This is a genomic window from Mesorhizobium sp. CAU 1732 (assembly GCF_039888675.1).
Taxonomy (GTDB): Bacteria; Pseudomonadota; Alphaproteobacteria; order Rhizobiales; family Rhizobiaceae; genus Aerobium.
The window spans coordinates 215,383-238,650 of record NZ_JBDQQR010000004.1; the positions used below are offsets into that span (position 1 = coordinate 215,383).

Annotated in this window: 23 protein-coding genes; 12 read left to right on the forward strand and 11 right to left on the reverse strand. The window is 60.0% G+C overall.

Translation table 11 applies throughout. From position 1 onward, the window contains the following. Nucleotides 1-23: 23 nt before the first annotated feature. Nucleotides 24-518, forward strand: coding sequence for a hypothetical protein (locus AAFN55_RS24815; RefSeq protein ID WP_347801676.1), 495 nt, complete (start codon nt 24-26; stop codon nt 516-518). A 242-nt stretch (nt 519-760) separates the two neighbouring features. Here AAFN55_RS24815 and AAFN55_RS24820 read toward each other — a convergent pair whose 3' ends face one another. The 3 genes from AAFN55_RS24820 to AAFN55_RS24830 form a co-directional block, all read right to left on the reverse strand. Then, the gene (locus AAFN55_RS24820; protein ID WP_347801677.1) at nt 761-2,215 is read right to left on the reverse strand and encodes an NAD-dependent succinate-semialdehyde dehydrogenase; all 1,455 of its coding nucleotides are present in this window, start codon (nt 2,213-2,215) and stop codon (nt 761-763) included. A gap of 401 nt (nt 2,216-2,616) precedes the next feature. Further along, nucleotides 2,617-3,108, reverse strand: a complete 492-nt coding sequence (locus tag AAFN55_RS24825; protein ID WP_347801678.1) for a winged helix-turn-helix transcriptional regulator — start codon at nt 3,106-3,108, stop codon at nt 2,617-2,619. A gap of 25 nt (nt 3,109-3,133) precedes the next feature. Beyond that, nucleotides 3,134-3,856, reverse strand: a complete 723-nt coding sequence (locus AAFN55_RS24830) for a haloacid dehalogenase type II (protein WP_347801679.1) — start codon at nt 3,854-3,856, stop codon at nt 3,134-3,136. 373 nt (nt 3,857-4,229) lie between these two features. Here AAFN55_RS24830 and gabT point away from each other — a divergent pair, with 373 nt between their 5' ends. Together gabT and AAFN55_RS24840 are read left to right on the forward strand one after the other, a co-directional pair. Further along, the gene (gene gabT, locus AAFN55_RS24835) at nt 4,230-5,510 is read left to right on the forward strand and encodes a 4-aminobutyrate--2-oxoglutarate transaminase (RefSeq protein ID WP_347801680.1); all 1,281 of its coding nucleotides are present in this window, start codon (nt 4,230-4,232) and stop codon (nt 5,508-5,510) included. A gap of 606 nt (nt 5,511-6,116) precedes the next feature. Next, nucleotides 6,117-6,311, forward strand: a complete 195-nt coding sequence (locus AAFN55_RS24840; protein ID WP_347801681.1) for a hypothetical protein — start codon at nt 6,117-6,119, stop codon at nt 6,309-6,311. Between the two features lie 328 nt (nt 6,312-6,639). On the opposite strand, the gene AAFN55_RS24845 is transcribed toward AAFN55_RS24840, so the two are convergent. Both AAFN55_RS24845 and AAFN55_RS24850 read right to left on the reverse strand, forming a co-directional pair. Further along, complete coding sequence (locus tag AAFN55_RS24845) at nt 6,640-7,323, reverse strand: GntR family transcriptional regulator (protein WP_347801682.1); 684 nt, start codon at nt 7,321-7,323, stop codon at nt 6,640-6,642. Nucleotides 7,324-7,387: 64 nt separating this feature from the next. After that, nucleotides 7,388-8,092, reverse strand: coding sequence for a GntR family transcriptional regulator (locus tag AAFN55_RS24850; RefSeq protein ID WP_347801683.1), 705 nt, complete (start codon nt 8,090-8,092; stop codon nt 7,388-7,390). Nucleotides 8,093-8,239: 147 nt separating this feature from the next. On the opposite strand from AAFN55_RS24850, the gene AAFN55_RS24855 reads away from it, so the two are divergent. The 6 genes from AAFN55_RS24855 to AAFN55_RS24880 all read left to right on the forward strand — a co-directional run bounded on the left by AAFN55_RS24855 (nt 8,240) and on the right by AAFN55_RS24880 (nt 14,772). Then, entirely contained in the window at nt 8,240-9,202 is a 963-nt protein-coding gene (locus AAFN55_RS24855) for a tripartite tricarboxylate transporter substrate binding protein (protein WP_347801684.1), read from the forward strand. A gap of 67 nt (nt 9,203-9,269) precedes the next feature. After that, on the forward strand, nt 9,270-9,809 hold the full coding sequence (locus AAFN55_RS24860; RefSeq protein ID WP_347801685.1) for a tripartite tricarboxylate transporter TctB family protein: 540 nt from the start codon (nt 9,270-9,272) through the stop codon (nt 9,807-9,809). Between the two features lie 15 nt (nt 9,810-9,824). Continuing rightward, the gene (locus tag AAFN55_RS24865; protein ID WP_347801686.1) at nt 9,825-11,330 is read left to right on the forward strand and encodes a tripartite tricarboxylate transporter permease; all 1,506 of its coding nucleotides are present in this window, start codon (nt 9,825-9,827) and stop codon (nt 11,328-11,330) included. Nucleotides 11,331-11,382: 52 nt separating this feature from the next. Then, on the forward strand, nt 11,383-13,125 hold the full coding sequence (araD, locus tag AAFN55_RS24870) for an L-arabinonate dehydratase (RefSeq protein WP_347801687.1): 1,743 nt from the start codon (nt 11,383-11,385) through the stop codon (nt 13,123-13,125). Nucleotides 13,126-13,136: 11 nt separating this feature from the next. Then, nucleotides 13,137-14,036 (forward strand): dihydrodipicolinate synthase family protein, encoded by a 900-nt coding sequence (locus tag AAFN55_RS24875; protein WP_347801688.1) that lies wholly within the window; start codon nt 13,137-13,139, stop codon nt 14,034-14,036. Between the two features lie 10 nt (nt 14,037-14,046). Continuing rightward, nucleotides 14,047-14,772 (forward strand): ribonuclease activity regulator RraA, encoded by a 726-nt coding sequence (locus tag AAFN55_RS24880; protein WP_347801689.1) that lies wholly within the window; start codon nt 14,047-14,049, stop codon nt 14,770-14,772. A gap of 355 nt (nt 14,773-15,127) precedes the next feature. Here AAFN55_RS24880 and AAFN55_RS24885 read toward each other — a convergent pair whose 3' ends face one another. Then, complete coding sequence (locus AAFN55_RS24885) at nt 15,128-15,373, reverse strand: hypothetical protein (RefSeq protein WP_347801690.1); 246 nt, start codon at nt 15,371-15,373, stop codon at nt 15,128-15,130. A gap of 287 nt (nt 15,374-15,660) precedes the next feature. Here AAFN55_RS24885 and AAFN55_RS24890 point away from each other — a divergent pair, with 287 nt between their 5' ends. Then, nucleotides 15,661-15,927, forward strand: coding sequence for a hypothetical protein (locus tag AAFN55_RS24890; protein WP_347801691.1), 267 nt, complete (start codon nt 15,661-15,663; stop codon nt 15,925-15,927). A 426-nt stretch (nt 15,928-16,353) separates the two neighbouring features. On the opposite strand, the gene AAFN55_RS24895 is transcribed toward AAFN55_RS24890, so the two are convergent. Both AAFN55_RS24895 and AAFN55_RS24900 read right to left on the reverse strand, forming a co-directional pair. Further along, entirely contained in the window at nt 16,354-16,506 is a 153-nt protein-coding gene (locus AAFN55_RS24895) for a hypothetical protein (protein WP_347801692.1), read from the reverse strand. Between the two features lie 271 nt (nt 16,507-16,777). After that, nucleotides 16,778-17,107, reverse strand: a complete 330-nt coding sequence (locus AAFN55_RS24900; protein WP_347801693.1) for a hypothetical protein — start codon at nt 17,105-17,107, stop codon at nt 16,778-16,780. Between the two features lie 447 nt (nt 17,108-17,554). Between AAFN55_RS24900 and AAFN55_RS24905 the strand changes: the two genes are divergently transcribed. Both AAFN55_RS24905 and AAFN55_RS24910 read left to right on the forward strand, forming a co-directional pair. Continuing rightward, nucleotides 17,555-18,205: a GntR family transcriptional regulator gene (locus AAFN55_RS24905; RefSeq protein WP_347801694.1), complete on the forward strand. Its 651-nt coding sequence runs from the start codon at nt 17,555-17,557 to the stop codon at nt 18,203-18,205. 41 nt (nt 18,206-18,246) lie between these two features. After that, nucleotides 18,247-19,368 (forward strand): M20 aminoacylase family protein, encoded by a 1,122-nt coding sequence (locus AAFN55_RS24910; RefSeq protein WP_347801855.1) that lies wholly within the window; start codon nt 18,247-18,249, stop codon nt 19,366-19,368. 354 nt (nt 19,369-19,722) lie between these two features. Here the strand turns inward: AAFN55_RS24910 and AAFN55_RS24915 are convergent, their stop codons facing one another. The 3 genes from AAFN55_RS24915 to AAFN55_RS24925 all read right to left on the reverse strand — a co-directional run bounded on the left by AAFN55_RS24915 (nt 19,723) and on the right by AAFN55_RS24925 (nt 22,997). Then, nucleotides 19,723-20,055: a cytochrome b/b6 domain-containing protein gene (locus AAFN55_RS24915; RefSeq protein WP_347801695.1), complete on the reverse strand. Its 333-nt coding sequence runs from the start codon at nt 20,053-20,055 to the stop codon at nt 19,723-19,725. Between the two features lie 316 nt (nt 20,056-20,371). Further along, nucleotides 20,372-21,616: a patatin-like phospholipase family protein gene (locus AAFN55_RS24920; protein ID WP_347801696.1), complete on the reverse strand. Its 1,245-nt coding sequence runs from the start codon at nt 21,614-21,616 to the stop codon at nt 20,372-20,374. A 127-nt stretch (nt 21,617-21,743) separates the two neighbouring features. Next, nucleotides 21,744-22,997 (reverse strand): MFS transporter, encoded by a 1,254-nt coding sequence (locus tag AAFN55_RS24925; protein ID WP_347801697.1) that lies wholly within the window; start codon nt 22,995-22,997, stop codon nt 21,744-21,746. Nucleotides 22,998-23,268 lie beyond the last annotated feature (271 nt).

A 23,268-nucleotide genomic window follows, 5' to 3' on the forward strand; every position in this document is an offset into this window, starting at 1 on the left:
ATCAGCGAAAGAGGGAAATCGACATGTTGAAGACTTCAATTGCCATCGTCGCCATTGCGGCGGCCCACCTGTTGCCGGCAGGCTTCGCGCATGCCAGCGACGAAGGGTACCGCGACGCGCGCGAATTGATCGCCAAGGAGTTTCTTGGTGTTTGGGAGGCCGATCTCGATCAATCGAGCTTCGAGGGCAACGCTCCGCTGCGGGCGCTCAGGACGTTCCAGTTCACCGAGGAAGGCAAAGTGCTCGTCACGTTCATGACGTGGCCGTCCAACGGCAATTTCTCGATGGGGCACTGGGCCGCGCAGACCGACGGAACACCGGGGATCGAGTACCACATACGGGCCGGGTCGATACCGTACAACACAATAGAACTCACGGCGACCGACGAGCGTTCGCTTGACCTTCGCGTATTGCGGCATGGCGAGGAATCTCTCGCCGCCACGTATGAGCTCTCGGAAGATGGCGAGACATTGAACTATTCGTACGGTCAGACCACGATTGTCTACAACAAGCTGTAATCGATCGCCTCGAAACGAAGACGCCGACCTGCAAACCGGTCGGCGTCTTTTCGTGGACGTCAGGTCCGCCCGGCAGCTATCGCATCGCTAGCGCGACAATGAGCACCGCCCCAAAAACAGCGATGCAATAGATCACCGCCAGCAACGTGTCGGTCGGTCCCGGCTTCCGGAGTGATCGGGTGGGTTCGATCCGACGCTCCATTGCGCGCTCCCGTGTGGACCTTTGGCGGGACACTAACCCGTCAGCCGACATTCGCGAAATGAAGCGTCTTCATTTCAAGGAACTCGTTGATGCCGTGACGCGATCCCTCACGGCCCAGTCCGGATTCCTTGACGCCGCCGAATGGGGCGACTTCGGTTGAGACCGAACCCGAATTAATGCCGACCATGCCGAATTCCAGCTCGTCTGAAACCTTGAAACAGCGGCCCATGTCGCGCGTGTAGATATAGGCAGCGAGACCGAAGGGGGTGTCGTTCGCCATGGCGACCGCTTCGTCGTCGGAGGCGAACCGGAAGATCGGGGCGACGGGCCCGAACGTCTCTTCGCGCGCAACGGCCATGTCGGGTGTAGCGCCCATCAGTACGGTCGGGTCGAAGTAGAGGCCGCCGCGCGCTTTGCCACCCGTCAGCACCTTTGCCCCTTTGGCCAGCGCGTCCTCGATGTGCCGCTGGATCTTGGCGATGGCCGCTTCGTTGATCATGGGCCCGATCTCCGTATCCGCTTCGCGCCCGTCGCCGACGACCAAGGCGGCCGCACGTTGCGTGAGTTTGACGGCAAAATCGTCCGCGACGTCTTCATGGACGAGGATCCTGTTGGCGCAGACGCATGTCTGTCCGCCATTGCGGAACTTGCTGGTCATGACCCCTTCGATCGCCTGATCGAGGTCGGCGTCGGCGAAGATGATAAACGGCGCGTTTCCGCCCAGTTCGAGACCCACTTTTTTCACTGTCCCGGCGCATTGCTGCATCAAGAGCTTGCCGACCGCGGTCGACCCGGTGAATGTGAGCTTCCTCACCGCGTCGCTCCGGGTCATCGCTTCGCCGATCGCCGCCGGCTTGCCGGTGACGACGTTGACGACGCCTTTCGGGATTCCGGCCCGCTCCGCGAGCAGAGCCAGGGCCAGCGCGGAGTATGGCGTGAGTTCGGACGGCTTGATGACGATGGTGCAGCCAGCGGCGAGGGCGGGCGCGGCTTTGCGGGTGATCATCGCGGTGGGGAAGTTCCACGGCGTTATTGCTGCGACGACACCTATCGGTTGCTTCTGCACCAAAATCCGCTTGTCGGCTGTCGCAGCCGGGATGGTCTCGCCGTAGACGCGTTTGGCCTCCTCGGCGAACCATTTGATAAAGGAAGCGCCGTAGGCGATCTCGCCGCGCGACTCGTGCAATGGCTTGCCTTGTTCAGCGGTCATGATCGCGGCGAGGTCGTCCTGATGTTGCAGCAGGAGGTCGTGCCATGCGTGCAGGAGCGTGGCACGCTGCGCCGCCGGCACTGTCCGCCACGTCTTGAACGCCTCGGCGGCGGCCGCGATCGCTCGCTCCGTTTCGACCGCGCCGCTGTTCGGCACCGTACCGATAACGTCGCCGCTTGCCGGGTTGACGACCTCGATCGTCGAGCCGTCGTCTGCGGGAACCCATCCCCCGGCAATGGTATTCGTTTCGATGAATAAGGTCTGATCCCGCAACGTCAAAGCCATGTCGCTTCAAATCTCCATGTTCGCTCCGAAGGATCGCGCTTTGATCGCCGCAGATTATGCCGAACATCGGAGGTCCGCGTTGCAACGATCCGTTTCAAGCCACCGAAACGGTGTCGTATGCCGCGCGTGCGACATATTTTGCGCGGACCTCGAACATCAGGGAGCAGAGCTTTGTCCGAAAACACGATTGCCTATGGCGAAGTTTCGAAGGTGGCGATACATGTCGGCCGCGTCGTCAACCTGGCGCCGCGGAACATCGCTGGCTTCCAGTCGGAAGTGCTGATCCTAGGGCAGCGAGCGCCCCGGACGAGGTCATGATCCTGTCGCCGCTCGGCGAGACCGTCGTCGGCAACCGGGTGTTTTAGACCAAGTCTGCTTGCGACAGACCGGCCGCCGGTCGTTCACTCCGAGCCGAGCAGAAACTTCAACGGAACGTGTTCCCGCTGGATTATCGTCTTGATGACGACATAACTGAAGTACTTCTCCACGCCGATGTTCCGTTCGAGAATTCCTTCCATCATTTCCTGATAGGCGCTGATGGAGGGGATGAGAAACTTCAGCAGGTAATCATAACCACCACTCACCAGGTGGCACTCCTGCAGAGCCTCGTACCGTCGGATTTCCGCTTCGAACTTGATGAAGTCGTTGCGCTTGTGATCGTCGAGCGTGACCTCGGTGAACACTGTCATGTGGTCGACGAGTTTGGCCATGTTCAACGTCGCGTTGAAGCTCGATATGTATCCCGATCTCTCGAGCCTCTTGACGCGCGCCAGGCACGGGCTGGGGGACAGCCCGACCGCGTCGGCGAGTTCGACGTTGCTGATTCTGGAGTTGCCCTGAAGCTGAGCCAAAATGTTGATGTCGATCCTGTCCAGCTTAGGCATCCCAACCATTTTGACTTGTTCCTCTTGAATTCGCTTATGCGCGAAGCGTCTCCTGATGAGCTTTCACCAGTTCGGCCATGCTGTTAAAGCGAAAATCGTAACGAGGCATTTCACCGGGGTCCATCGTCGCGCCGAAGCCTGTCTGCTCATGGCGGCGATAAATCCAGCAGGATTTCAGTCCGTGCCTGTTGGCGGGCGCATGGTCGTGGAACATGCTCTCGGCGGTGTGCAGGATTTCCTGGCGCTCTACGCCGATCGTGCGCAGTTTCTGAAGCATGTACTCGAAGTTGCGGTCCGACGGCTTGTACGAGCCGCAGTCCTCGGCGGTATAGACCGCGTCGAATTCGACGCCGAGCTTTTGCTTACTCGCCTCGAAGCTGCGGTTGTCGACGTTCGAAAGGATCACCAGCTTGAAATGCTTCTTGAGATACTGCAGCGCGCCCGCCGAGTCGCTGAACGCGGGCCAGTCCTTGATGGACCTGCCATATGCAGCACACTCATCCTCGGTGGCGCTTACCCCCCATTCCTCCGCCAGCCGCTTGTATACGATCGACAGCAGTTCGCTGTAGTTCTTGGCAGGCGTCTGCGCTTGCTGGCTTGATTCGTGGCGGGCGTGCGCCTCGAGCACGGTATCGCGATCGAGTTGCCGGTCGACCCGCGACGTCAAAGGCTTCAATCCCTCGAACATCCCCGATTCCCAGTCGATCAGGGTGCCGTAACAATCGAAGGTAAGCGCCTTGAAGTCTGTGAGTTTCATTGCCGTATCCTTTTGTCCGGGCGAGGGCCCGTTTTGCCCATAGGAACCGCTCCGTTTCCGGCAGCCCGCCAAAGTTGAGCGGAGCGAATTCCAATTTCGATGGCAGCGATCATATCGATTGTGACGATAAAGTCGCATCGATTGGACGTCGATCAGGCATATCCCGTGCCGTTCAGCGGGCCACCGCGGCATTTTATGCCGGATGGCGGATGCGGTGTCTGAGGCCTCCGGTTGCAGTCTCTACGTGGCAGTGGGTGCCAATTCGCGCACAGAATACAGCCCGATCTGCTGATGAGGGGAGCGATACGAGCGATACTTCCGTGAGGGCGGACGTAGCTTGATGGCATACCAACCCGACATCTGAGGTGCTGAAATGACTGCGAATCCAAGCGGCGGCGAACACCTGCTGGCAATGAGGGAAAGGAACGTTCCGCGCGGGATTTTGACCGCGCATCCGGTGGTGGTCGACAGGGGCGCCGCCGGCGTCGTCTGGGACGTGACAGGAAAGCGCTATCTCGATTTCGTCGGCGGCATTGGTGTCCTGAACGTCGGCCACAACCATCCGAAAGTCGTCGCTGCCGTTCGCGCCCAGCTCGAATCGATCTCGCACATGGCCTTCCAGGTCGCAGCCTATGGCGTCTACATTTCGCTGGCCGAACGGCTGAACCGTCTCATCGGGGGCACCGAAGCCTATAAGACGGTGTTTTTGACCACCGGTGCGGAGGCGGTGGAGAACGCGATCAAGATCGCAAGGAGCCACACGGGGCGGCCGGGCGTCATAGCGTTCCGGGGCGGCTTCCACGGGCGCACCCTACTCGGTGTCACCCTGACCGGCTTCGCGCAGCCTTACAAACAGAATTTCGGCCCGTTTCCGGGCGAAATTTATCACGCGGATTATCCGGACGAATTCCGTGGCGTGTCGGTGCAGGCCGCACTCGATTCCGTCAACACCCTGCTGGCGACTGAAATCGCGCCCGACCGCGTCGCCGCGATCATCGTCGAGCCCGTCCAGGGAGACGGAGGGTTTCTGCCGGCACCCGACGCCTTCATGCAGGGGCTGCGTGAACTCGCGGATCGCCATGGCATTGTGTTGATTATGGACGAAATCCAGACCGGCTTCGGCCGGACCGGCAAGATGTTCGGCTTCGAGCACTCCGGAGTCCGGCCGGATCTGGTCACGGTTGCGAAAAGCCTGGCTGGTGGATTCCCCTTGTCAGGCGTCGTCGGGCGGTCGGATATCATGGACGCGCCGACGCCGGGCGGACTTGGCGGTACGTACGGCGGCAACGCCGTTGCATGCGCGGCCGCGCATGCCGTTCTGGATGTCTTCCAGCAAGACGATCTGTGCGACCGGGCCGAACGGCTGGGTCGCGAATTGCGACGGGCGCTGCTCGACATGCAGGCGAAGCACGACGGGATCGGCGATGTTCGCGGCCGCGGCTTCATGCAGGCGATCGAGTTCGTCGTTTCGGGGGGCAAAGAACCCGACCCGGACCGCGCGCAACGCGTCGTCGACCGGGCACGCGAGGGCGGTCTGTTGATCATCAAATGCGGCGTCCACCGCAATGTGGTGCGATTCCTCGCACCACTCGTCATATCCGACGAAGAATTAAGCGAAGCGATTAAAATCCTCGATCTCGCGCTCGTTGATTGATGCGTGAGTGAGCCCGAATAGGCCTCGGTATAAGAGCGGCCCGGCTTTGTCGTGGATCAAGTTGGCCGATGCCAATCGGGGCTGGATCGCCTGGAGAATGGACTGCGTAGGCTTGTGCATATCGGCATGGCTACGCGCTTCAGCTATGTCCGGCGTCGATGCGGCGAGGCGGTTTTTAGTGTCGCCACTCTTCGTGAATGCTGGGCTTTTGGTACCCGCGATCGAGACGATCGAACGGATCGACTGTGCCGCTCGCGCCATTGCGGGTGACGGCACAGAAGAGCGCTGATGAAGGAGGTTTACTCGTCCATCTCGCCAAGTCGCACAATTTACTGGATAATTTTTTTTGCAGTGCAGCGTGAATGCAACAAATCAAATGTGTGGGTGGCGATCACCGGCAATTGAGGAGTCCAGCTTGCTTAACTCTAGCAATGTGGCTTTGCCCGTCCTGGCTGCCGATCTGCCGCCATTCATGTCCGTAGAGCCCAATTAGCCACCGGAAGCGTATACCGTCTACCCGGCGCTTTCCGTGCCGTTTCCAGTCGCTCAACTTCCCCCATGGTTGCACCGCAGACTGTTGTGATCTTGCCGGTGACTGGACTTGAAATGCTCACCGATTTTCAGAACGAAACCCAGTTTCCCCGAGATCCCGATGTGATCGTGGTCGGTGCCGGCGCGGTCGACCTTGCATTGGCGGTTGATTTGGCCCGGGCCGGCAAACGGGCTCTGCTGTTCGAAGCAGGCAATCACGACCTGACGGATGATAGCCAGGCGTTCTTTGCAAGCCGTCTCCACGGGTAACGACATGAAGGGGGCTGCATCAGGGCCGGTTCCGAACCCTCGGCGGCACGACGACGGCATGGGGAGGGCAACTCGTGCCCCTCGATCCCATCGTTCTCGAAAGTTGCGACTGGGGGTGTCCGACTGTGGCTGGCCGATCAACCGTAGGGAACTCGACGCTGCCTACGAACTCGCCTTCGACGTCGTCGGCATGCACAAACGTATCCATGATGGCTCCGTCTGGAAGCGGCTGAGGGTGCTGAAGGTGAACCCGCTGGTCGGCAACACATCCAGGAGTGAATCTTGGTTGACGTCATTTGGCGGCGACACAACCGTTTGCTAGGCATTCTTAGACACCCCGGTTGCGGAAGTAGGCAGGCATTTTGTCTTGAAGATCCTGTGCAATGGCTATGGACTGGGACAGGTGCCCGGTGAGGGCGTCGGCTGCGCCTTCGGGGTCTGCGGCCTTGAGGCGGTCGACGATCCGGCGATGGTCGGACAGGATTTGTATCACCTTGTCGCCAACCGGAAGGTGAAGTGCCCGGATCCGATCGATGTGCATGCTTTCGCGGCGTATCACGGCGTGGAGGCGCATCATGCCCGCGGAGACGAACAGCTCCCGGTGGAATTTCTGGTCAAGCGTGGCGAAGGCCGTCAAATTCGACCCTGCGTGCTGTTCCTGTAGAGCCACGATGTTCTCCAGCGCGGCTATGAGGAGCGGATCGGGACGCTTCGCCAATTGCACCACGATCGCGCGCTCGACGGAATTGCGCAGGAAATGCGCTTCGCGGGCCTGATCCAGATCGATCAGGCTGACGATGGTTCGTGATTGCGGGACCATTTCGACAAGCCCGTCTTCCTGGAGCTTGAGCAGCATGTCGCGAACCGGCGTGGAACTGACCCCGTAATAGTCCTGCAACGCCTTGCGGGAAAGGATGCTGCCGGGCGCCAATTCGAGTGACACGATACGCTGCCGCATCTGCACGCTGAGTTCGAGCGCGGCGTGATGCGGCGAAGCAGTCCCGAATGGCATCAAAACACTCCGCGTCCACATGGCCGACTTCCGTGCTAGCGGAATAGCCGGCGAAACGCACCTGTCATTTCGGGCTATTCCGGATTGACACACGACCGCGCCCGTCGGGAATCCTGAAGAGCTCGGGACGCAGCTCTTCCAACTGGCTCATATAGGCGATCGCTCCCGAAATATGGGTGCGCAGCATCGCTTCGGCGGCCTCGGCATCGCGCCGCTCCAGGGCATCCAGTATAGCTTCATGCTGCTCGATAAGCAGAGGAATCTTTCCTTTCTGCGGGGCTTGCAGATGCCGCACGCGGTCGAGATGGGCTTTCTTGGTGTGGATGATCGACCAGACACCGCTCAACCCGGCGAGTTCGAAAATCAATCGGTGGAACTGGTCATCGAGCGGCAGGAATGCGGAGAATTCCTCTCGCGCGAGCAGAAGACGCTGTTCGAGCACCACGGCGCGCAGGCTGGACAGGTCGATGAAGGGACCACTGCACAAAAGGCGCAGGGCCGCCGGTTCGAGATTGTTGCGCAGGAAATGCGCCTCTCGAACCGCCGCCGGATCGAGCGGCGCTACAAACGTGGCGAATTGCGGGGCCACCACCACCAGCCCGCTTTGCACAAGCAGCAGGATCGCCTCGCGCAGCGGCGTACGACTGACGCCGAACTGTTCGCAGATGGATTTTTCGGGGAGAACGGTACCCGGCAAAAGCTCGACATCGACGATCTGCCGGCGCAGTTCGTCATAAATCTCGTCCGTCAAGGTGCGGCGTCTGGCCATTTGCTATCCGTCGTTCGTCATCCGGCAATATCTCGACTTCGCACGATTTGACAGATCGGCGTAGCGGGGAGGTTGTCAAGGATGCACAAATATATTAGTGCATCTCTGGCGTGCTCAGCAAGCGCGCGCTTCAGGGAGGAGAGATTTATGAAGGCAATCACACTGGCTATGTCCGCCTCGCTTGTGGCGATGCTGTCCGGTTCGGCAATGGCGCAGGCCGAATGGCCGGCGCGTACGATCAATGTCATCATCGGGGCGAGCCCCGGCGGCGACACCGACTTCAATGCCCGTGCTTTCGCCCGCTATTTCGAGCAGGTGACGGGCTCGCCGATGGTCATCACGAACATGCCGGGCGGTGGCGCTACAATCGCGACCTCGGCGGTGCGCGACGCGGAAACGGACGGCTATACGATGCTGTTCGGGCACACCGGCCACATGATCGTCACAGAGGTTTCGGGCCTGGCCGACTATGGCATCGGGGATTTCGAAATCTGCTGCATTCCGGCTGTTGATCAGGGCGCCGTCTTCGTGACCAGCGAGCAATCCGGCATCGCCAGCGTTGCCGACCTTCTCGCAAAGACCCAGGAAGATCCGGACGCCGTGATCTACGGCACCGAGCTGGGCGGCTACTCGCATCTCCAGGGCCTGCTGTTCACGCAGGAAACCGGGGCGCAGATGCGCATCGTCGATACGGGTTCGGCAGCCGAGAAGATCGCCTCCCTGCTGGGCGGCCGCATCCATGTCGGCGGCATCGCCTACGGTGCGGTGCAGGATTATCACACGTCGGGCGCCATGAACGTGCTCGGCCAGCCCAATGAGGAGCGCAACCCGCTTCTCGGCGATATTCCGACCTTCGTCGAGCAGGACATCAAGTTCGTGATGAACAACCCCTACATCATCGCGTTTCCGAAAGGCACTGATCAGGCCATCGTCGACCGCATGGACGAGATTGCGGCCGAGATCGCGGAGATCCCTGAATACGCCAGGGATCTCGAGCAGGGCTTCCGCCAGCCGGTAGCCTACTACAGCCGCGCCGAAGCCCAGGAGCGTCTGGGGGAACTCCGCGAGAACTACATGCAGTATCGCGAAGCGTTGCAGTCCGCGCGCTGATTCTCGCTGGAAGACAATGGACGCGCATGGTCATGCGCGTCCTCACCTAGACCAATCGGAGCGACCAATGTCCGAGACCCGCACCAAGGGAATCGTCGTCGGCGCATGCATGCTGGCGGCAGGCATTGCCTATTTCTACGTGACGACCGGGCTTCCGCGCCGCGGCGCGATTGACGCAGCCTTCTTTCCCTACGCGCTGGCGATCCTCATGATCGTGCTGGGGTTGCTGCAGGTCATGGCCTCCTGGAGGCGGTCGCCCGAGCCGGCCGACGCAGCCTCGCAAGACGAGATAGCGAAAGCGACGCTCGCGGCCGACTCGGAAGACCCGGACATTCCCGAGGGCGCAAAGCCCGACTATCTCAGCGTTGTGGTCAGTCTTTGCCTGATCGCCGGGTTCACCGCCCTGATGCGCCCGCTCAGCTTCCCGGTTGCGGCGGCGCTGTACCTGTTCCTGCAATTCTCGATCCTGAGTCCCGCCGGCAAGCCTGTTCCGCATGTTCTGCATGCAGTGCTCGCGGTGTTGATCGCGACGTTCGTCTTCCTGCTGTTCCGGTACGGTTTCGGCCTCATGCTGCCGGCCGGTCCGCTAACGCCTTACCTCCGCTGAGGGAGTTGAAACACGATGGATCTCTTTCTCATCGGTCTGAGCAACGTCTTTGCTCCGCACGTCTTCCTTCTCATCACGCTGGGTGTGGTCGTCGGGATCATCTTCGGCGCAATTCCGGGGTTGACCGCCGTCATGGCGATCGCGCTGTGCCTGCCGATGACCTACGGTCTAGGCCCCGCGGAAGGCATGGCGCTTCTGGTGGCGCTTTTTGTCGGCGCGACGTCGGGCGGCCTCATCTCCGCCATCCTGTTGAAAATCCCAGGTACGCCGTCCTCCATCGCGACCACCTTCGATGGCGGCCCGATGATGGAGAAGGGCGAGGGCGCGAAGGCGCTTGGAATCGGCATAGTCTTTTCCTTCATCGGCACCGTGCTTTCCATTGGTGCGTTGATGTTCATTGCCCCATCGCTGGCACGTGTCGCCCTTTCCTTCGGTCCTCATGAATATTTCGCGATTGCGATCTTCTCCCTGACATTGATTGCGACCTTGTCGACGGGATCGATGGTGAAGGGGATATTTTCCGGCGTCGTCGGCTTTGCGGTCTCGACCGTGGGCATTGCGCCGGTCGATGCGACCAGGCGGTTTACGTTTGACGTCGTGGAACTGAATGCGGGCTTTTCCATCCTGACCGTTCTGGTCGGCATGTTTGCCATTGCCGAGGTGATCAAGGTCGCGGAGGCCGGCCGCGCAGGACACAATATGACTGTGACGGCCCCGGTGATGAAGGGTATCCGCGGCTTTGGCTTCTCCATGAAGGAGTTCGTCGGCCAGTTGCCGAATGCGTTTCGCTCTTCCTTTATTGGTATTGGTATCGGCATCCTGCCGGGGATCGGTGCGGGCACGTCCAATATCCTCGCCTATATCGTTGCCCGAAACCGTTCCAAGACGCCCGAGCAATTCGGCAAGGGGTCGATCGAGGGTGTCGTTGCGCCGGAGACGGCGAACAATGCCGGAATCGGCGGTGCGATGATCCCGCTGCTGACTCTGGGAATTCCCGGAGATGCTGTAACTGCCATCCTTCTGGGTGGGCTGATGATTCACGGCATTCAGCCGGGACCGATGCTGTTCATCACTCAGGGGCCGCTGGTCTACACGATCTTTGCCGCGCTCTTGGTATCGGCGTTCCTGATGCTGATTATCGAGTTCTATGGCCTGAGAGTCTTCGTGAAGCTTCTGGCTATCCCCAGGCACATCCTCCTGCCGGTTATTCTGGTCCTGTGCGCGGTCGGCGCTTTCGGGTTGTCCAATCGCGTCTTCGATGTCTGGACGGTTCTGGGCTTTGGGGTCGTCGGCTATGCCTTTGTCAAAGGCGGCATTCCCACGGCGCCGTTTATCATCGGCTTCATTCTGGGTCCGATGGCCGAAACCAATTTCCGCCGGGCTCTACAGCTTTCGCAGGGCGACTTCACCGGTTTCATGACGAACCCGATATCGGGCGCATTTCTCGGTTTGGCATTGCTGTCGATCGGTTGGCAGATTTGGTCCGGCGTGCGTTCCGCGCGCGCCTCGCCGCGCCTTTGAAGCAAGCCGCTTTTTCTTTGTAATCATACGCATGCCAGCCCATGGAGGCACAATGGCGAACCTGAAAAGAAAAACACCTGAAACCCTGCGCTCGGCGCGCTGGTTCGCACCCGACGATCTGCGCAGCTTCGGCCATCGCTCGCGCATGATGCAACTGGGGTATTCGGAAGAAGAGTTCATGGGAAAGCCGGTCATCGGCATTCTCAACACCTGGTCCGAACTCAACAGTTGCCACTCCCATTTCCGCGAGCGGGCCAAGGATGTGCGGCGCGGGGTCCAGATGGCGGGGGGCTTTCCCGTCGAAATACCGTCCCTGTCCGTGGACGAGAGTTTCACCAAACCGACCTCGATGCTCTATCGCAATTTGCTGGCGATGGAGACAGAAGAGACTATCCGGTCTCACCCGCTTGACGGTGTCGTCCTCATGGGCGGTTGCGACAAGACCACTCCCGGCCTCGTCATGGGCGCGATTACCGTCGGCGTTCCGATGATCTATCTCCCTGCCGGTCCGATGCTGCGCGGCAACTATGCCGGGCAGCATCTTGGGTCGGGGTCGGATGCCTGGAAATACTGGGATGAGCGACGCGCTGGTAACATTTCCGATGCGGAATGGACCGGCGTCCAGGGCGGTATCGCGCGTTCGGCAGGCGTATGCATGACCATGGGCACGGCCAGCACCATGACGGCGATTGCCGATGCGATGGGGCTGACGCTGCCGGGCGCCTCATCCATACCCGCAGTGGATTCCGGCCATCAGCGCATGGCGTCCCATTGTGGCCGCCGGATCGTCGACATGGTGTGGGAGGATCTGACGCCGGATTTGATTGTCACCGAGGCTTCGGTGCGCAATGCCGCGATCGTCGCGATGGCGACCGGCTGCTCCACCAACGCGGTCGTGCACCTGATCGCGATGGCCCGGCGCGCAGGCGTCAACCTGACGCTGGACGATCTGGACGCGCTTGGCCGCGTGACGCCGCTGATCGCCAATGTGCGCCCCTCCGGCAAGGACTATCTGATGGAGGACTTTCACTATGCGGGAGGCCTGCGGGCGCTGATGGCGCAGATCAGCGACCGGCTTTCGCTGGATGCCATGACGGTCACCGGCAGGACGATGGGCGAGAATTTGGAAGGGGCGAAGGTCTGGAACGACGACGTCATCCGCCCCCTTTCCAACCCGGTCTACAATGAAGGTTCGCTGGCGGTGCTGCGCGGGAACCTGTGCCCCTCCGGCGCCGTGATCAAGCCAGCCGCGTGCGATGGGAAATATCATGTCCACGAGGGGCCGGCGATGGTCTTCGACAGTTACCCGGACATGAAGAAAGCCATTGACGACGAAAATCTCGACGTCTCGCCCGACCACGTTCTGGTGCTGCGCAATGCGGGTCCGCAGGGGGGGCCGGGGTTCCCCGAATGGGGCATGCTTCCGATCCCCAAGGCTCTGATCAAACAGGGGCACCGCGACATGCTGCGCATTTCCGATGCGCGCATGTCCGGCACGTCCTACGGCGCCTGCGTTCTTCACGTCGCGCCGGAGGCTTATGTAGGCGGTCCGCTCGCGCTTCTGCAAAACGGTGACATCATTCGTCTGGACCTTCCGGCACGGCGGCTCGACATGCTCGTGGAGGATGCCGAACTGGAGCGCCGCCGCAGCGAATGGCAGGCGCCGGAGCCGAGGTTCCAGCGTGGTTGGGGCTGGATGTTTTCCAAGCATGTCACGCAGGCCGACAAAGGCTGCGACTTCGATTTCCTCGAGCGTGACTTTGGCCGCACTGCCGGCGAACCGGACATTTTCTGAGGCTCCATATCATGACATTCACCCTTTCCCGCGCGCTGACCGGAATCTCCGGAATTCTTGTCACTCCCTATGACGAGGCTGGCGATATCGCGCCGCAGAAATTGCAGCCGATCATCGACAGGGCGCTCGCGGCTGGCGTGCACCTGACTGTCGTCAACGGCAACACCGGCGAGTTCTATGCGCTGACCACCGACGAGGCCTGCCGGATGGTGCAGGATGTGGTGACGATGGTCGATGGACGCGCGCCCGTCATCGCCGGTGTGGGACGTGGCATTCGTGACGCCGAACGGCTGGCGCGGGTGTCGGCCGAGGCGGGCGCTGCCGCGTTGATGGTCCACCAGCCGCCTGACCCTTTCGTCGCACCGCGCGGCATCGTCGATTATTTGCGCGCGCTGAGCGACGCGTCCGGCGGGCTGCCGATGATGCTCTACCTGCGAAACGATGCCATCGGCACGGGCGCTATTGTCGATTTGTGCGCGCTGCCCGGCGTGGCAGGCGTCAAATGGGCGACGCCCAACCCGCAAAGTCTAGCGGAGGCTCGCGCAGCTTGCGATCCGTCGATCGTATGGGTCGGCGGTCTTGCCGAAGTGTGGGCGCCCGCCTTCTATGCGGTAGGAGCCAGAGGCTTCACGTCAGGCCTGATCAATGTGTGGCCCGAGCGTTCCGTCGCGATCCATTCAGCTCTGGAGGCGGGGGATTATGCGCAGGCCAATGCATTGATCGCCGGAATGAAGGTTTTCGAAGAAATCCGCGCTGAGGAAATGGCAGGCACAAACGTCACCGGCGTCAAGTCCGCCCTGATCGCCCAGGGGCTGGACTGCGGCCCGACACGGCCACCTTCGGCATGGCCACTCACAGACAATCAGGGGGAGCGCCTGAACCGCTTTCTGTCCGACAACACGCTGATTTGAGGGACACTTGATGACCGACTACATCCTCTCCGACGAAACCCGCGCCAAATTGTCAAAAGTCTCGACTGCTTCGGTGGCCACGGCGCTCTACAAGCGTGGTCTCCGCAACCAGTTCATTCAGGGAGCGAGGCAGGTGTCGCCCAAACCCTCCAGCATGGTCGGGCAAGCGTTCACCCTACGCTATATTCCGGCCCGCGAAGACCGCAATCCGCTCACCGTCTTTCGCAATGCCGATCATCCGCAGCGTGTCGCGATGGAAACGTGCCCTCCCGGCTGGGTGCTGGTGATGGATGCGCGCAAGGATGCGCGTGCGGCAACCGCCGGTTCAATCCTGATCACGAGGCTGGCGTTGCGCGGCGCGGCCGGCGTTGTGTCCGATGGCGGGTTTCGTGACGTCGCGGGCATAGGCGCGCTGGATATGCCGGCCTATTGCGCAGGGCCTTCAGCGCCGACGAACCTGACGCTTCATGAAGCGCTCGACGTCAACGTGCCGATCGCCTGCGGTGATGTGGCCGTATTTCCCGGCGACGTGCTGGTCGGCGACGGCGACGGCGTGATGGTGATCCCGGCTCATCTGGTGGAAGAAATCGCGGAGGAATGCAGCGGCATGGAGAGCTTCGAGGATTTCGTCCTTGGAGAGGTCAATGCGGGCGCATCGATCATCGGCCTCTATCCGCCGACGAAGGAAGAGAACCAGAAGAAATATGCGGAATGGCGCGAAAAAACCGGACGCTGAAACAGAGTGACCGATGATTCCCTTTAAAGGAGCAGGTCTTTGTCTTAGGCTGGGGATCTGTAATTTGCGGAGCTTGGCGGTGTTTCCCTTGAGGGTTTCAAGGATCTGTCCGCACTGATGGCTGCAAGCAGCGATCGTGCTGTATCGGGTTTCACAAGGTCGAACGTTGCATTGACTCGAAGCGGGCTCATTGGCCCATCCGATAACCTTCGCAGATCGCTCGTCCCTGCGTTCCCTCTCGGGACACCGCCCTCGGATCAGTGGCATCTGCCTGATAGCGCCTGGCCGTGGCCCAGCGAGCGTAGAAACGCTCCCGTCCATGCGCGTCTTGTGAGCCGCTGCGCCGCTGTCATGGTCAGGCGTTTCCGCTGGCGTTCAGCACGGCGGTCTCCCCTGGGGCATTGGCGAGAAGGCCAGCGCGGCTTTTCACGGCAGCTCTGACTGACGTAACGAGCTGATCTGGAAAGTCCTTCGGCAGACTCGCAATGACAGCGTCGGTTTGTTTTTCGGCGCGCGCGGCGAGGTCTTCGAAGATCGTGCGCATCAACGGCAAACCGACGCCCGCGATCTCGGCAGCCTGAAGGAAGTGGCGCGGCGTCAATATACGGGTTTGCGTATGAGGACGACATATACGCATTCGCGTATAAAATTATGATATACGCGAGCGCGTATAGCTAGTCGGACTTCGGGACGGCTCTGCCGGGGACTTGGCGCATAAACGTATTCATAGGAGCGCGTCCCTATCGGGTCAGGCTCTAGGCAAGCCCCGAGCCGCCGGTCGTCTCGGCCCGTTACGGGTAACGATCCTTCGCCCAAAGAGAGGCTCGGGAACGCACCACCAAGCAGGCAGCCTGCTCGCTGGATGGCGATAGACACAAGGAACTGCGGATGGCCGTGAATCAAGCCTACGTTTTCCGCAACAAGATTATTCACGGTCAGCAGACGGGCATAAACTTGACGGGAGCCTGTTGGCTGCCAGCCAGGGTGACCCTACGGGAGTGGTGCGAAACTGTTGCCAAGGAAGGGATGGAGCGCTTCGGTTACGATGGCTTCGGCCGCGCTTCACTCCGCAAGACCAATCGTGCGGACATCACAGCTTCCGTTGACAAGGCTATCAAGGACGACGGGTGGGAAGTTTTCGTGAAGTCGCTTTGATTGGTCGTTATCAATTATATATTGAAAACAATTACATAAGAATGCCCAGTTTCATCTCGTCCGGCGCGCTCAACCGGGACTCGGCTTCCCCGCCTTAGAGCCTCGATATTCGCCGCTTCGGCTTCGGGAGTGTAGATATCCAGCACGATCTCGCCCGTGCGTTCGTCGGCATAAGTCCCCCTGCAAACCGGGGAACTGGCCACGGAACCAGTCGAGATTGTTCGAATGGAGCGTCTCCAGCTCTTCTCTCGTATGCATCTGGCCTGAATTGAACACCACGTTCAGCGGTTCACCGCAAACCGTGAGCTGGCGTGCCGCGACAGGTCATCACCGGTCAGGCGAAGGGCCAGCCTGCTTTCGGCGCCTACCTGCTGGTCCCCGCGACGCGTAGGTCTCGCGCAACTCCCGGACAAGTGCGTCGGCCCCTTACTGGACGAGCAGCAGCTTGGCTTTCTCGGGCATGTGCGCCTCGAGAAGGGGCGTCGAACAATCGAAGAGCGGATCGACTCTGTCAGGGGACTCCGCGGCCATGGCGAAGCTCTGGCCCACGCCAAGGACGACGGATTGGCCATCGTCCACGCCCCCTCCATCGTCGTGAGGTGCGCGAAAGGGCGAAGCTGACACAGGCGCAGATGGCCCCGCTGATGGGCATGAGCGTGTCCGGTTATCGGAAGTGGGAACAGGGCCAGCGGCGCATCAGCGGCCCCCTGCGGCGCTTCTCAAGGTGCTCGAGCGGGAGCCGGATGCGGTGCGCCGGGCGCTGCTGGAAGATGCTAAATAGAGCGACTTCACGGCCCCGAACCCGCCCTCGCGAGGGGGGGTATTGACTAGCCCGATGAGCTGTCCCGGCTCAATCTTTACACGCTTCGTCATCAGCCTTTGCAGAGGCGGTCTTGTCCCCTTGCTGCTGGGCTTCAACATCCTGCTGAGACGTGGCCAGGTTCTTGTCGCCACCGCCCTCTTCGCTCGCGAGCGGCATAGTGTTACCGTCTTTCTTGACGGCGTTACTCGCATCATTCTCCGCTTTCGGTGTCTCGAGCGGTGCGTGAGTGCCGTCTTTGGAAATACCGGTGGTTTGTTCAGTGCCACTGCTTGATGCCGACTGGTCAGGACAGGCAGCAAACGAGGATCCAACGCTCATCGAAATCGCGGCTACTGCTATCAACAGGCGGTTTTTCATCTAACACGTCCTTCCATTCAAGTGCCCAACGAACAAAACAGAAGCTCCCATCCTTTTGTTCCGAGCCCAGCATCTTTTCAGCAGGTTAGAACAGTCCGGTAGCTCGCATGGCTCATAACCATGAGGTCGCGCGTTCGAATCCTGTCCCCGCAACAGCGAAGCCGTTCTGGAATTGCAGCGATCTGCTAGACCGAGGGGCCGGCGCGATCTTTGCGACCGCGCAGGTGATAGAGCCTGGAGGATCCCTCCTTGAACCAATGCTCCTGTTCCGCCATCGAGCGGAAGTTTGGCGAAAGGTACCGACCCCGATGGCTTTGATGGATCGAGGCGGATGGCCCTCGCAGTCTTTTCAAGCTGGGATCCAGAAGAGACCGACGAACTCGTACGCTTCTGATCGATCGAATCCGCTAACGAGCCTGGTGTTGACACTGGTTAATAGAGATAGTATTGGATACAATAGTGACTTCGGATACAGAGGAGACTCGGGCAGAATCGGCTGCCATCCAAATCAGGACGCTGATCCTGAACGGCATATTTCAGCCGGGCCAGCCATTGCGCCAGGAGGCATTGTCGGAGCAACTGAGCATCAGTCGAACACCACTGCGGCACGCTCTCCAATCGCTTGCCGACGACGGATTGGTCGAGACGATCGGCTACAAGGGAGCAAGGGTTGCGAAGCTCGATCAAAGAATGGTCGACGACCTGTTTGACATGCGGTTTTTGCTGGAGCCGCTGGCGCTCCAATCCGCCTTTGGACACCACACCAAGCTTGATTTCGCCAGAGCGGAGATGGCGCTCGACGCCGCCGAGGCGGAACGAGAACCGTCGAAGCTTTCGGAACTGAACTGGGAATTTCACCATGCCCTCTATCGTCCGTCAAACCGGCAGACACTTTTGCGGACCATCGAGCAATTGAACAAGGCGTCGGCTCTCGCCGAGGTGATCGCGAGTTCTATCGTCGTCCGACCCGAAAAGTCGGCGACCGAACATCGGAAATTGCTTCAGGCCTGCCGGGATGGCCACGAGGCCGGTGCGCTTGCAACGCTAGGCGAGCATTTGCGGCTTGCCTATCACGACATACAAAAGCGGAAAGAATGAAGATGCCCGTCAAGAACAGGATCGCCGAATTTCACGACGAAATGACCCGGTGGCGGCATCATCTTCATGCCCATCCCGAGCTTTCCTACCAAGAACACGAAACTGCCAGCTTTGTCGCGGAAAAGCTTCGCTCCTACGGAATCGACGTGACTGAAGGCGTGGGCGGAACAGGCGTTGTCGGCGTGCTTCACGGCAACCGCGAAAGTGAACGCTCCATCGGACTCAGGGCTGACATGGATGCGCTTGCGATTGAAGAGCGCAATGATTTCGCGCATCAATCGAAGAACACGGGCGTTATGCACGCCTGCGGTCATGACGGGCACACAACGATGCTTCTCGGCGCCGCTCGCTATCTGGCCGAAACCCGGAATTTCTCAGGCAGGGTCGTTTTCATCTTCCAACCTGCCGAAGAGATGGGAGGCGCAGACGGCGGCGCCGCGCGCATGATCCGTGAAGGACTGTTCGAGAACTTCCGCTGCGACGAGATTTACGGGTTGCACAACTGGCCCGGAATGGAGGTCGGAACCTTCGCCGTGAAAGCGGGGCCGATGATGGCGTCGGGCGATGCCTTCGAGGCCGAGGTGACGTCCACCGGAATGCATGCGGCACAGCCGCACAAGGGAGCCGACGTCATCCTCACGGCAGGACACATCCTCGTCGCGCTTCAGCAGATTTCCTCGCGAAACACCGACCCTCTGGACGCGATCGTCGTCAGCGCCACGCAAATTCACGGTGGCGATGCCTATAACGTCCTGCCAAACAAGGTCACCATTCGAGGCACTGTGAGGGCATTCTCTCCCATCGCTCGGGCAGCAGCGGAGCCCGCCGTACGGCGCGTCGTGGAAGGCATCGCGTTGTCGACTGGGGCGCAATGCAAGGTCTCTTACGCTCAGCAATATCCGACGCTCATCAATTCGCAGGCCGCTGCGCGGTCAGCAGAGATCGCGGCGACCTCGGTGTTCAACAAGGTCGAGACGAATCCGCCGCAGACGATGATCGTCGAGGACTTCGCCTTCATGCTTGAAGACCGGCCCGGATGCTACGGATGGATCGGCAACGGCCCTGATGACAATGGCCGCATCCTGCACAGCGCCTGGTTTGATTTCAACGACGAAGTACTGCCCTTCGGAGCTTCCTATTTGGCGTCCCTCATCGAGTTGTGACGAAACCAGGTTCACGTCACCGGAACGGATCGGCGGGCATTTCCGGAGCATCTGTCGCACGAGCGCATCATGATCGCCGCACCCGAGAGCTGCCCGTGCTATGGCTCGACCAGACTCTCGAAGCTGGGCGAGGACGTCATCGAGACGCTGGATACGATCCCGCGCCAAAGGAAGGTAATCCGGCCCTTCGCAGGTATAGCGCCACCGGCAGCACTGTTCTACGCGTCCCGCGATCAGCCCAAGCAACCCTCGGACGCACAGTGTAGGGCGAAAATGAGGGTATTCACAGCCCTTTCACCTGCAGCGTGTCTGCTTGCTAGATTGGTCCATCTCATGGTCTTCGTATAAGGCGCTTCACCCAGGCGGTATGCGGAAGACCATGCCGAGAACGACGACATAGAACGCGAGGTGAACGCCACGCGCCAACCGCTCTTGCCGACCCGGCATACCCCGCATCGGGAGCGGCTTTTTGTCGATGAACCACCACCAGATGATGCGGAACGCTGTCAGCAGCAAGGTGATGATGGCGGCCGGAATGTGGATGAGCAGGAAGCCAGCGTTGACGGCCTGCTCGACAGCATTGCCCGCCTGAAACCCGGAGCCAAGCGCCAAAAGGATGGGAATGGCGGCAAGCCAATGGATGGTGATCGGAATCGCGTCATAGCGGTCAGGGCTGCTTTTCAGCATCTATCTCTCCCCAAGTCAGGCTCGCTGCGCTGCGGAAACGCCGGGCGTCGTCCCACTGATTTACGGTGACGATCTCCAATGACCGGAAGCAGGCCCACCTATTCGCCATGCCGGGCGCTGCGCATCAACTTCGTCTGTCATCGGAGGCTCTTTGTAATGTGTATTATACACATAGAAAAAGGGAGGGGATGGAGGCATGTCAAATCAAAAAGTGCATGATACACATTTGTAGGCTGGCGACTTCAGTCGGCGAACCGGTTGATGAGGCGCCATATGAGAGATTGCCAAACGCGGGCAACTCTCGTGATGACGGAAATCACCGTGCAAGAGGCTGCGATAATTGTAACGGAAAGGCCGGCGTATCCTTCCACAATGTCCCGGAGGCCGCCTGCTCGTAGCCAAATCTGTACACGGCCTGCATATACTTCTTGCTGAGCGGATTAAGCATCGAATAGGGAACCTGGACCTCGATCGACGCGACATGGAAACTTGCCCCCGTGCGGCGGGTATGGTTGTAAAGCGCAGTCAATTCGCTTTGCGCCTGAGATTTCAGGAAGAGCGAGTATGCTCGGCCCAGGGCGGGCACCGTCCTGTTGGGCGTGATATCGAACTCGGGAATGAGCGCGTTGTTGACGATCACGTATAAATTGACGTTCCGCTGAACTTGCCTCTCGGAAAAAAGTGCGTTTTCCACGAGAAGAGGTGGTGTCAGAACCTGGGAAATTGATCCTCCATCCGAATGCAGCTCCTGAAACTGCCGACCGTTTGACACAGCTTGGATCTGGACCGGTGGAAAGACGCCTGGGACACTTGCCGAAGCGACGATAACATCTCGAAACAACTTCAGCGCATCCGGGTTTTCGCTTGCAGCAATGGCCCCCATGTTCCAGATCACGCCGCGTTGGGTGTCGAGGTTTGTCGTGAGAACAAACAGCCGTCGTCCTTCGTGGTGTTCGGCGGCAATCTGGTTGAGGACATGTGGCGTGATAAATCGTTCCACATGTCTTTTGAGCGGCCCGGCTTTGAGCAGACTTGAGCCAAACAAACCGAGGGGACCGTTGAGTGCGACAAGTTCCTGGGCGACACCGCTGGTATATTGATGCACCAGCAATTTGTCGTAGGCAGGACCCAGGAAGGCGTATGGGGCAATCAAGGCGCCGGTGCTGACGCCGGTGACGACATCGAAACGCGGGCGCGTGTTAGTGGTAGTCCACCCCGCGAGTACGCCGACACCGAAAGCGCCGCTGCCGCCACCACTGGAGATCATCAGTATGTTTTTCTTTGCGGACTGGGTCTTGACCATCCAGTCGCTATGCCTTGCAAGCGCTTCGTTGCGCGGGGAATAGCGGTAGGCGCGGATTTCACCATAGCCCGCGATCAAGGCATGGTCGGCCTCCTCGGCGTTGGAAGCGCGCTCTGGCGTGTACATGCATGCGGACAGAGCCAGCGTGACGGACAAGAAAATCATCAATGTCCGCATAGATCGCCCGATTACGAAGCGATCAACCAGCACCCTTGGATAGTTGCGAAAGAGCACGTCTCTCACAGCGGAAGCCATCATCGTGTCTCCTTCTGACTGCCTGCCGGTTCTGTTTGCCGAAATGTTGTGTCTTGTCATGGAGCGGGTTCTTTCGAGCCGGTTTGATAAGGAGCGCTGCCATCTTCACGGCAACCGCACGCTTATTGATTCACCTGCCCTCAACTTCCGGGTCGGTGGGCGGAAGCTTTGTCCATGCAATCGCTGCGGTAATCGCGACGAAGGCGATGATAACGCCAGTCCAAACTCCGTAGAGTGCTCGGCCGATGAGGAAGCCGGCGATTACGGGAGTGACGGCCTCCGTGGCGGCAAGCAGCGATTGGGTCGTTCCCAGCACGATCCCCTGCCGCTCCCGCGGGGCATGGACGGAGAGCGCCGCGAGGAAAGTGGGGCGCGCCAGTGCGTCGCCGACACCGACGCAAAGGATGGCAAGGACGAGAACCGGAAGCGTGGTCGCAAAGCCGACAGTGATGTAGCCGACGGCCACAATGGCGCATATGAGAACGATCAGCCGGCGTTCCGTGAAGTACCGCCCGATCCATTGCAGCAGGAACAACTGGAAGATGATGTTGATCGCGCCATCCGCGGCCATGATGTAGCCAAGCTCGCGCGGTCCAAACGATTTGCCTTCACCGACAAAGGTCGCTTGAAGGTAGTTGGCGATCTGCGAGCCATACATGCCATAGGCAACGAAGTAACAGAGCAGCACGATCACAAGCACTCGGATCAAGGGAGAACTGACGATCGACCGGAACGAGACCTTTTCGAGAGAAGCGTCGCTTCGGGTTGACGCATCGACGCCGTTGGAGGCTGCGTGGCTGCCCTTGATCCAGATAGTTGTTACGGCGAGGCTGGCCGCGGAGAGCGCCATGGCCGCGTAAATCGGAACGGTCAGCGAGATGTCGGACAGATAGCCTGTCAGCCCCGCTCCGACGATACCTCCAAGCCCGACAGCGGCATTCAGAATGCCTATGGCCTGCCGTCGGTTGGCAGGGGAGCTGTGGTCCGCGGCGTAGGCGACTGCGGCGGTGAGTGTCCCGCCCGTCAAGCCGAACAGCATGCGCGCCATCAGAACTGGCAACACCGTCTGTGCAAGAGCGAGCAAAAGGAAGCTGGTAAATGCGGCGGCCTGCGTGGCCAGCAGGATTTTCTTACGCCCCAGGCGATCGGAAAGCTGACCGACAAGAGGCGCGGCCACAAACTGGGTGAGCGCTTCCGTGGCGATCACGATACCGAAAATGAGCGGCGTTCCGCCCATCTCCTTGAGGTAGAATGGCAAAATCGGCAAGGCAGCGGCGGCACTTGCTGCATAGAAGCTGACGCTCAGGAACACCGGCAGCATCACGCGCCAATCAAGTCTTGGCGTCTCCTTGCCACCCCCTGCTGTCAGTACGTTGACATTCATCTCGCGAGCCCCTGCTGTTGACCGCACATGCGTCGCGGATGACCAAATTCGCTCCGCAGGGATTTGCCGTCACTCGATCATGTGTAGTATGCACATAGCTGTGATAGGCGGGGGTCGTCAACAGAAAAGTGTATAATGCACATTATTAACGACGCGCTGCTCCATCTCATATGTGCATCATGCACTTATGAGATGGATCGCAAGGCATTGGTCGTTCAGGAATTCGGGCAGTCGCCGGTTTATGCGGATTTTACCGATCCGATCACCGGAT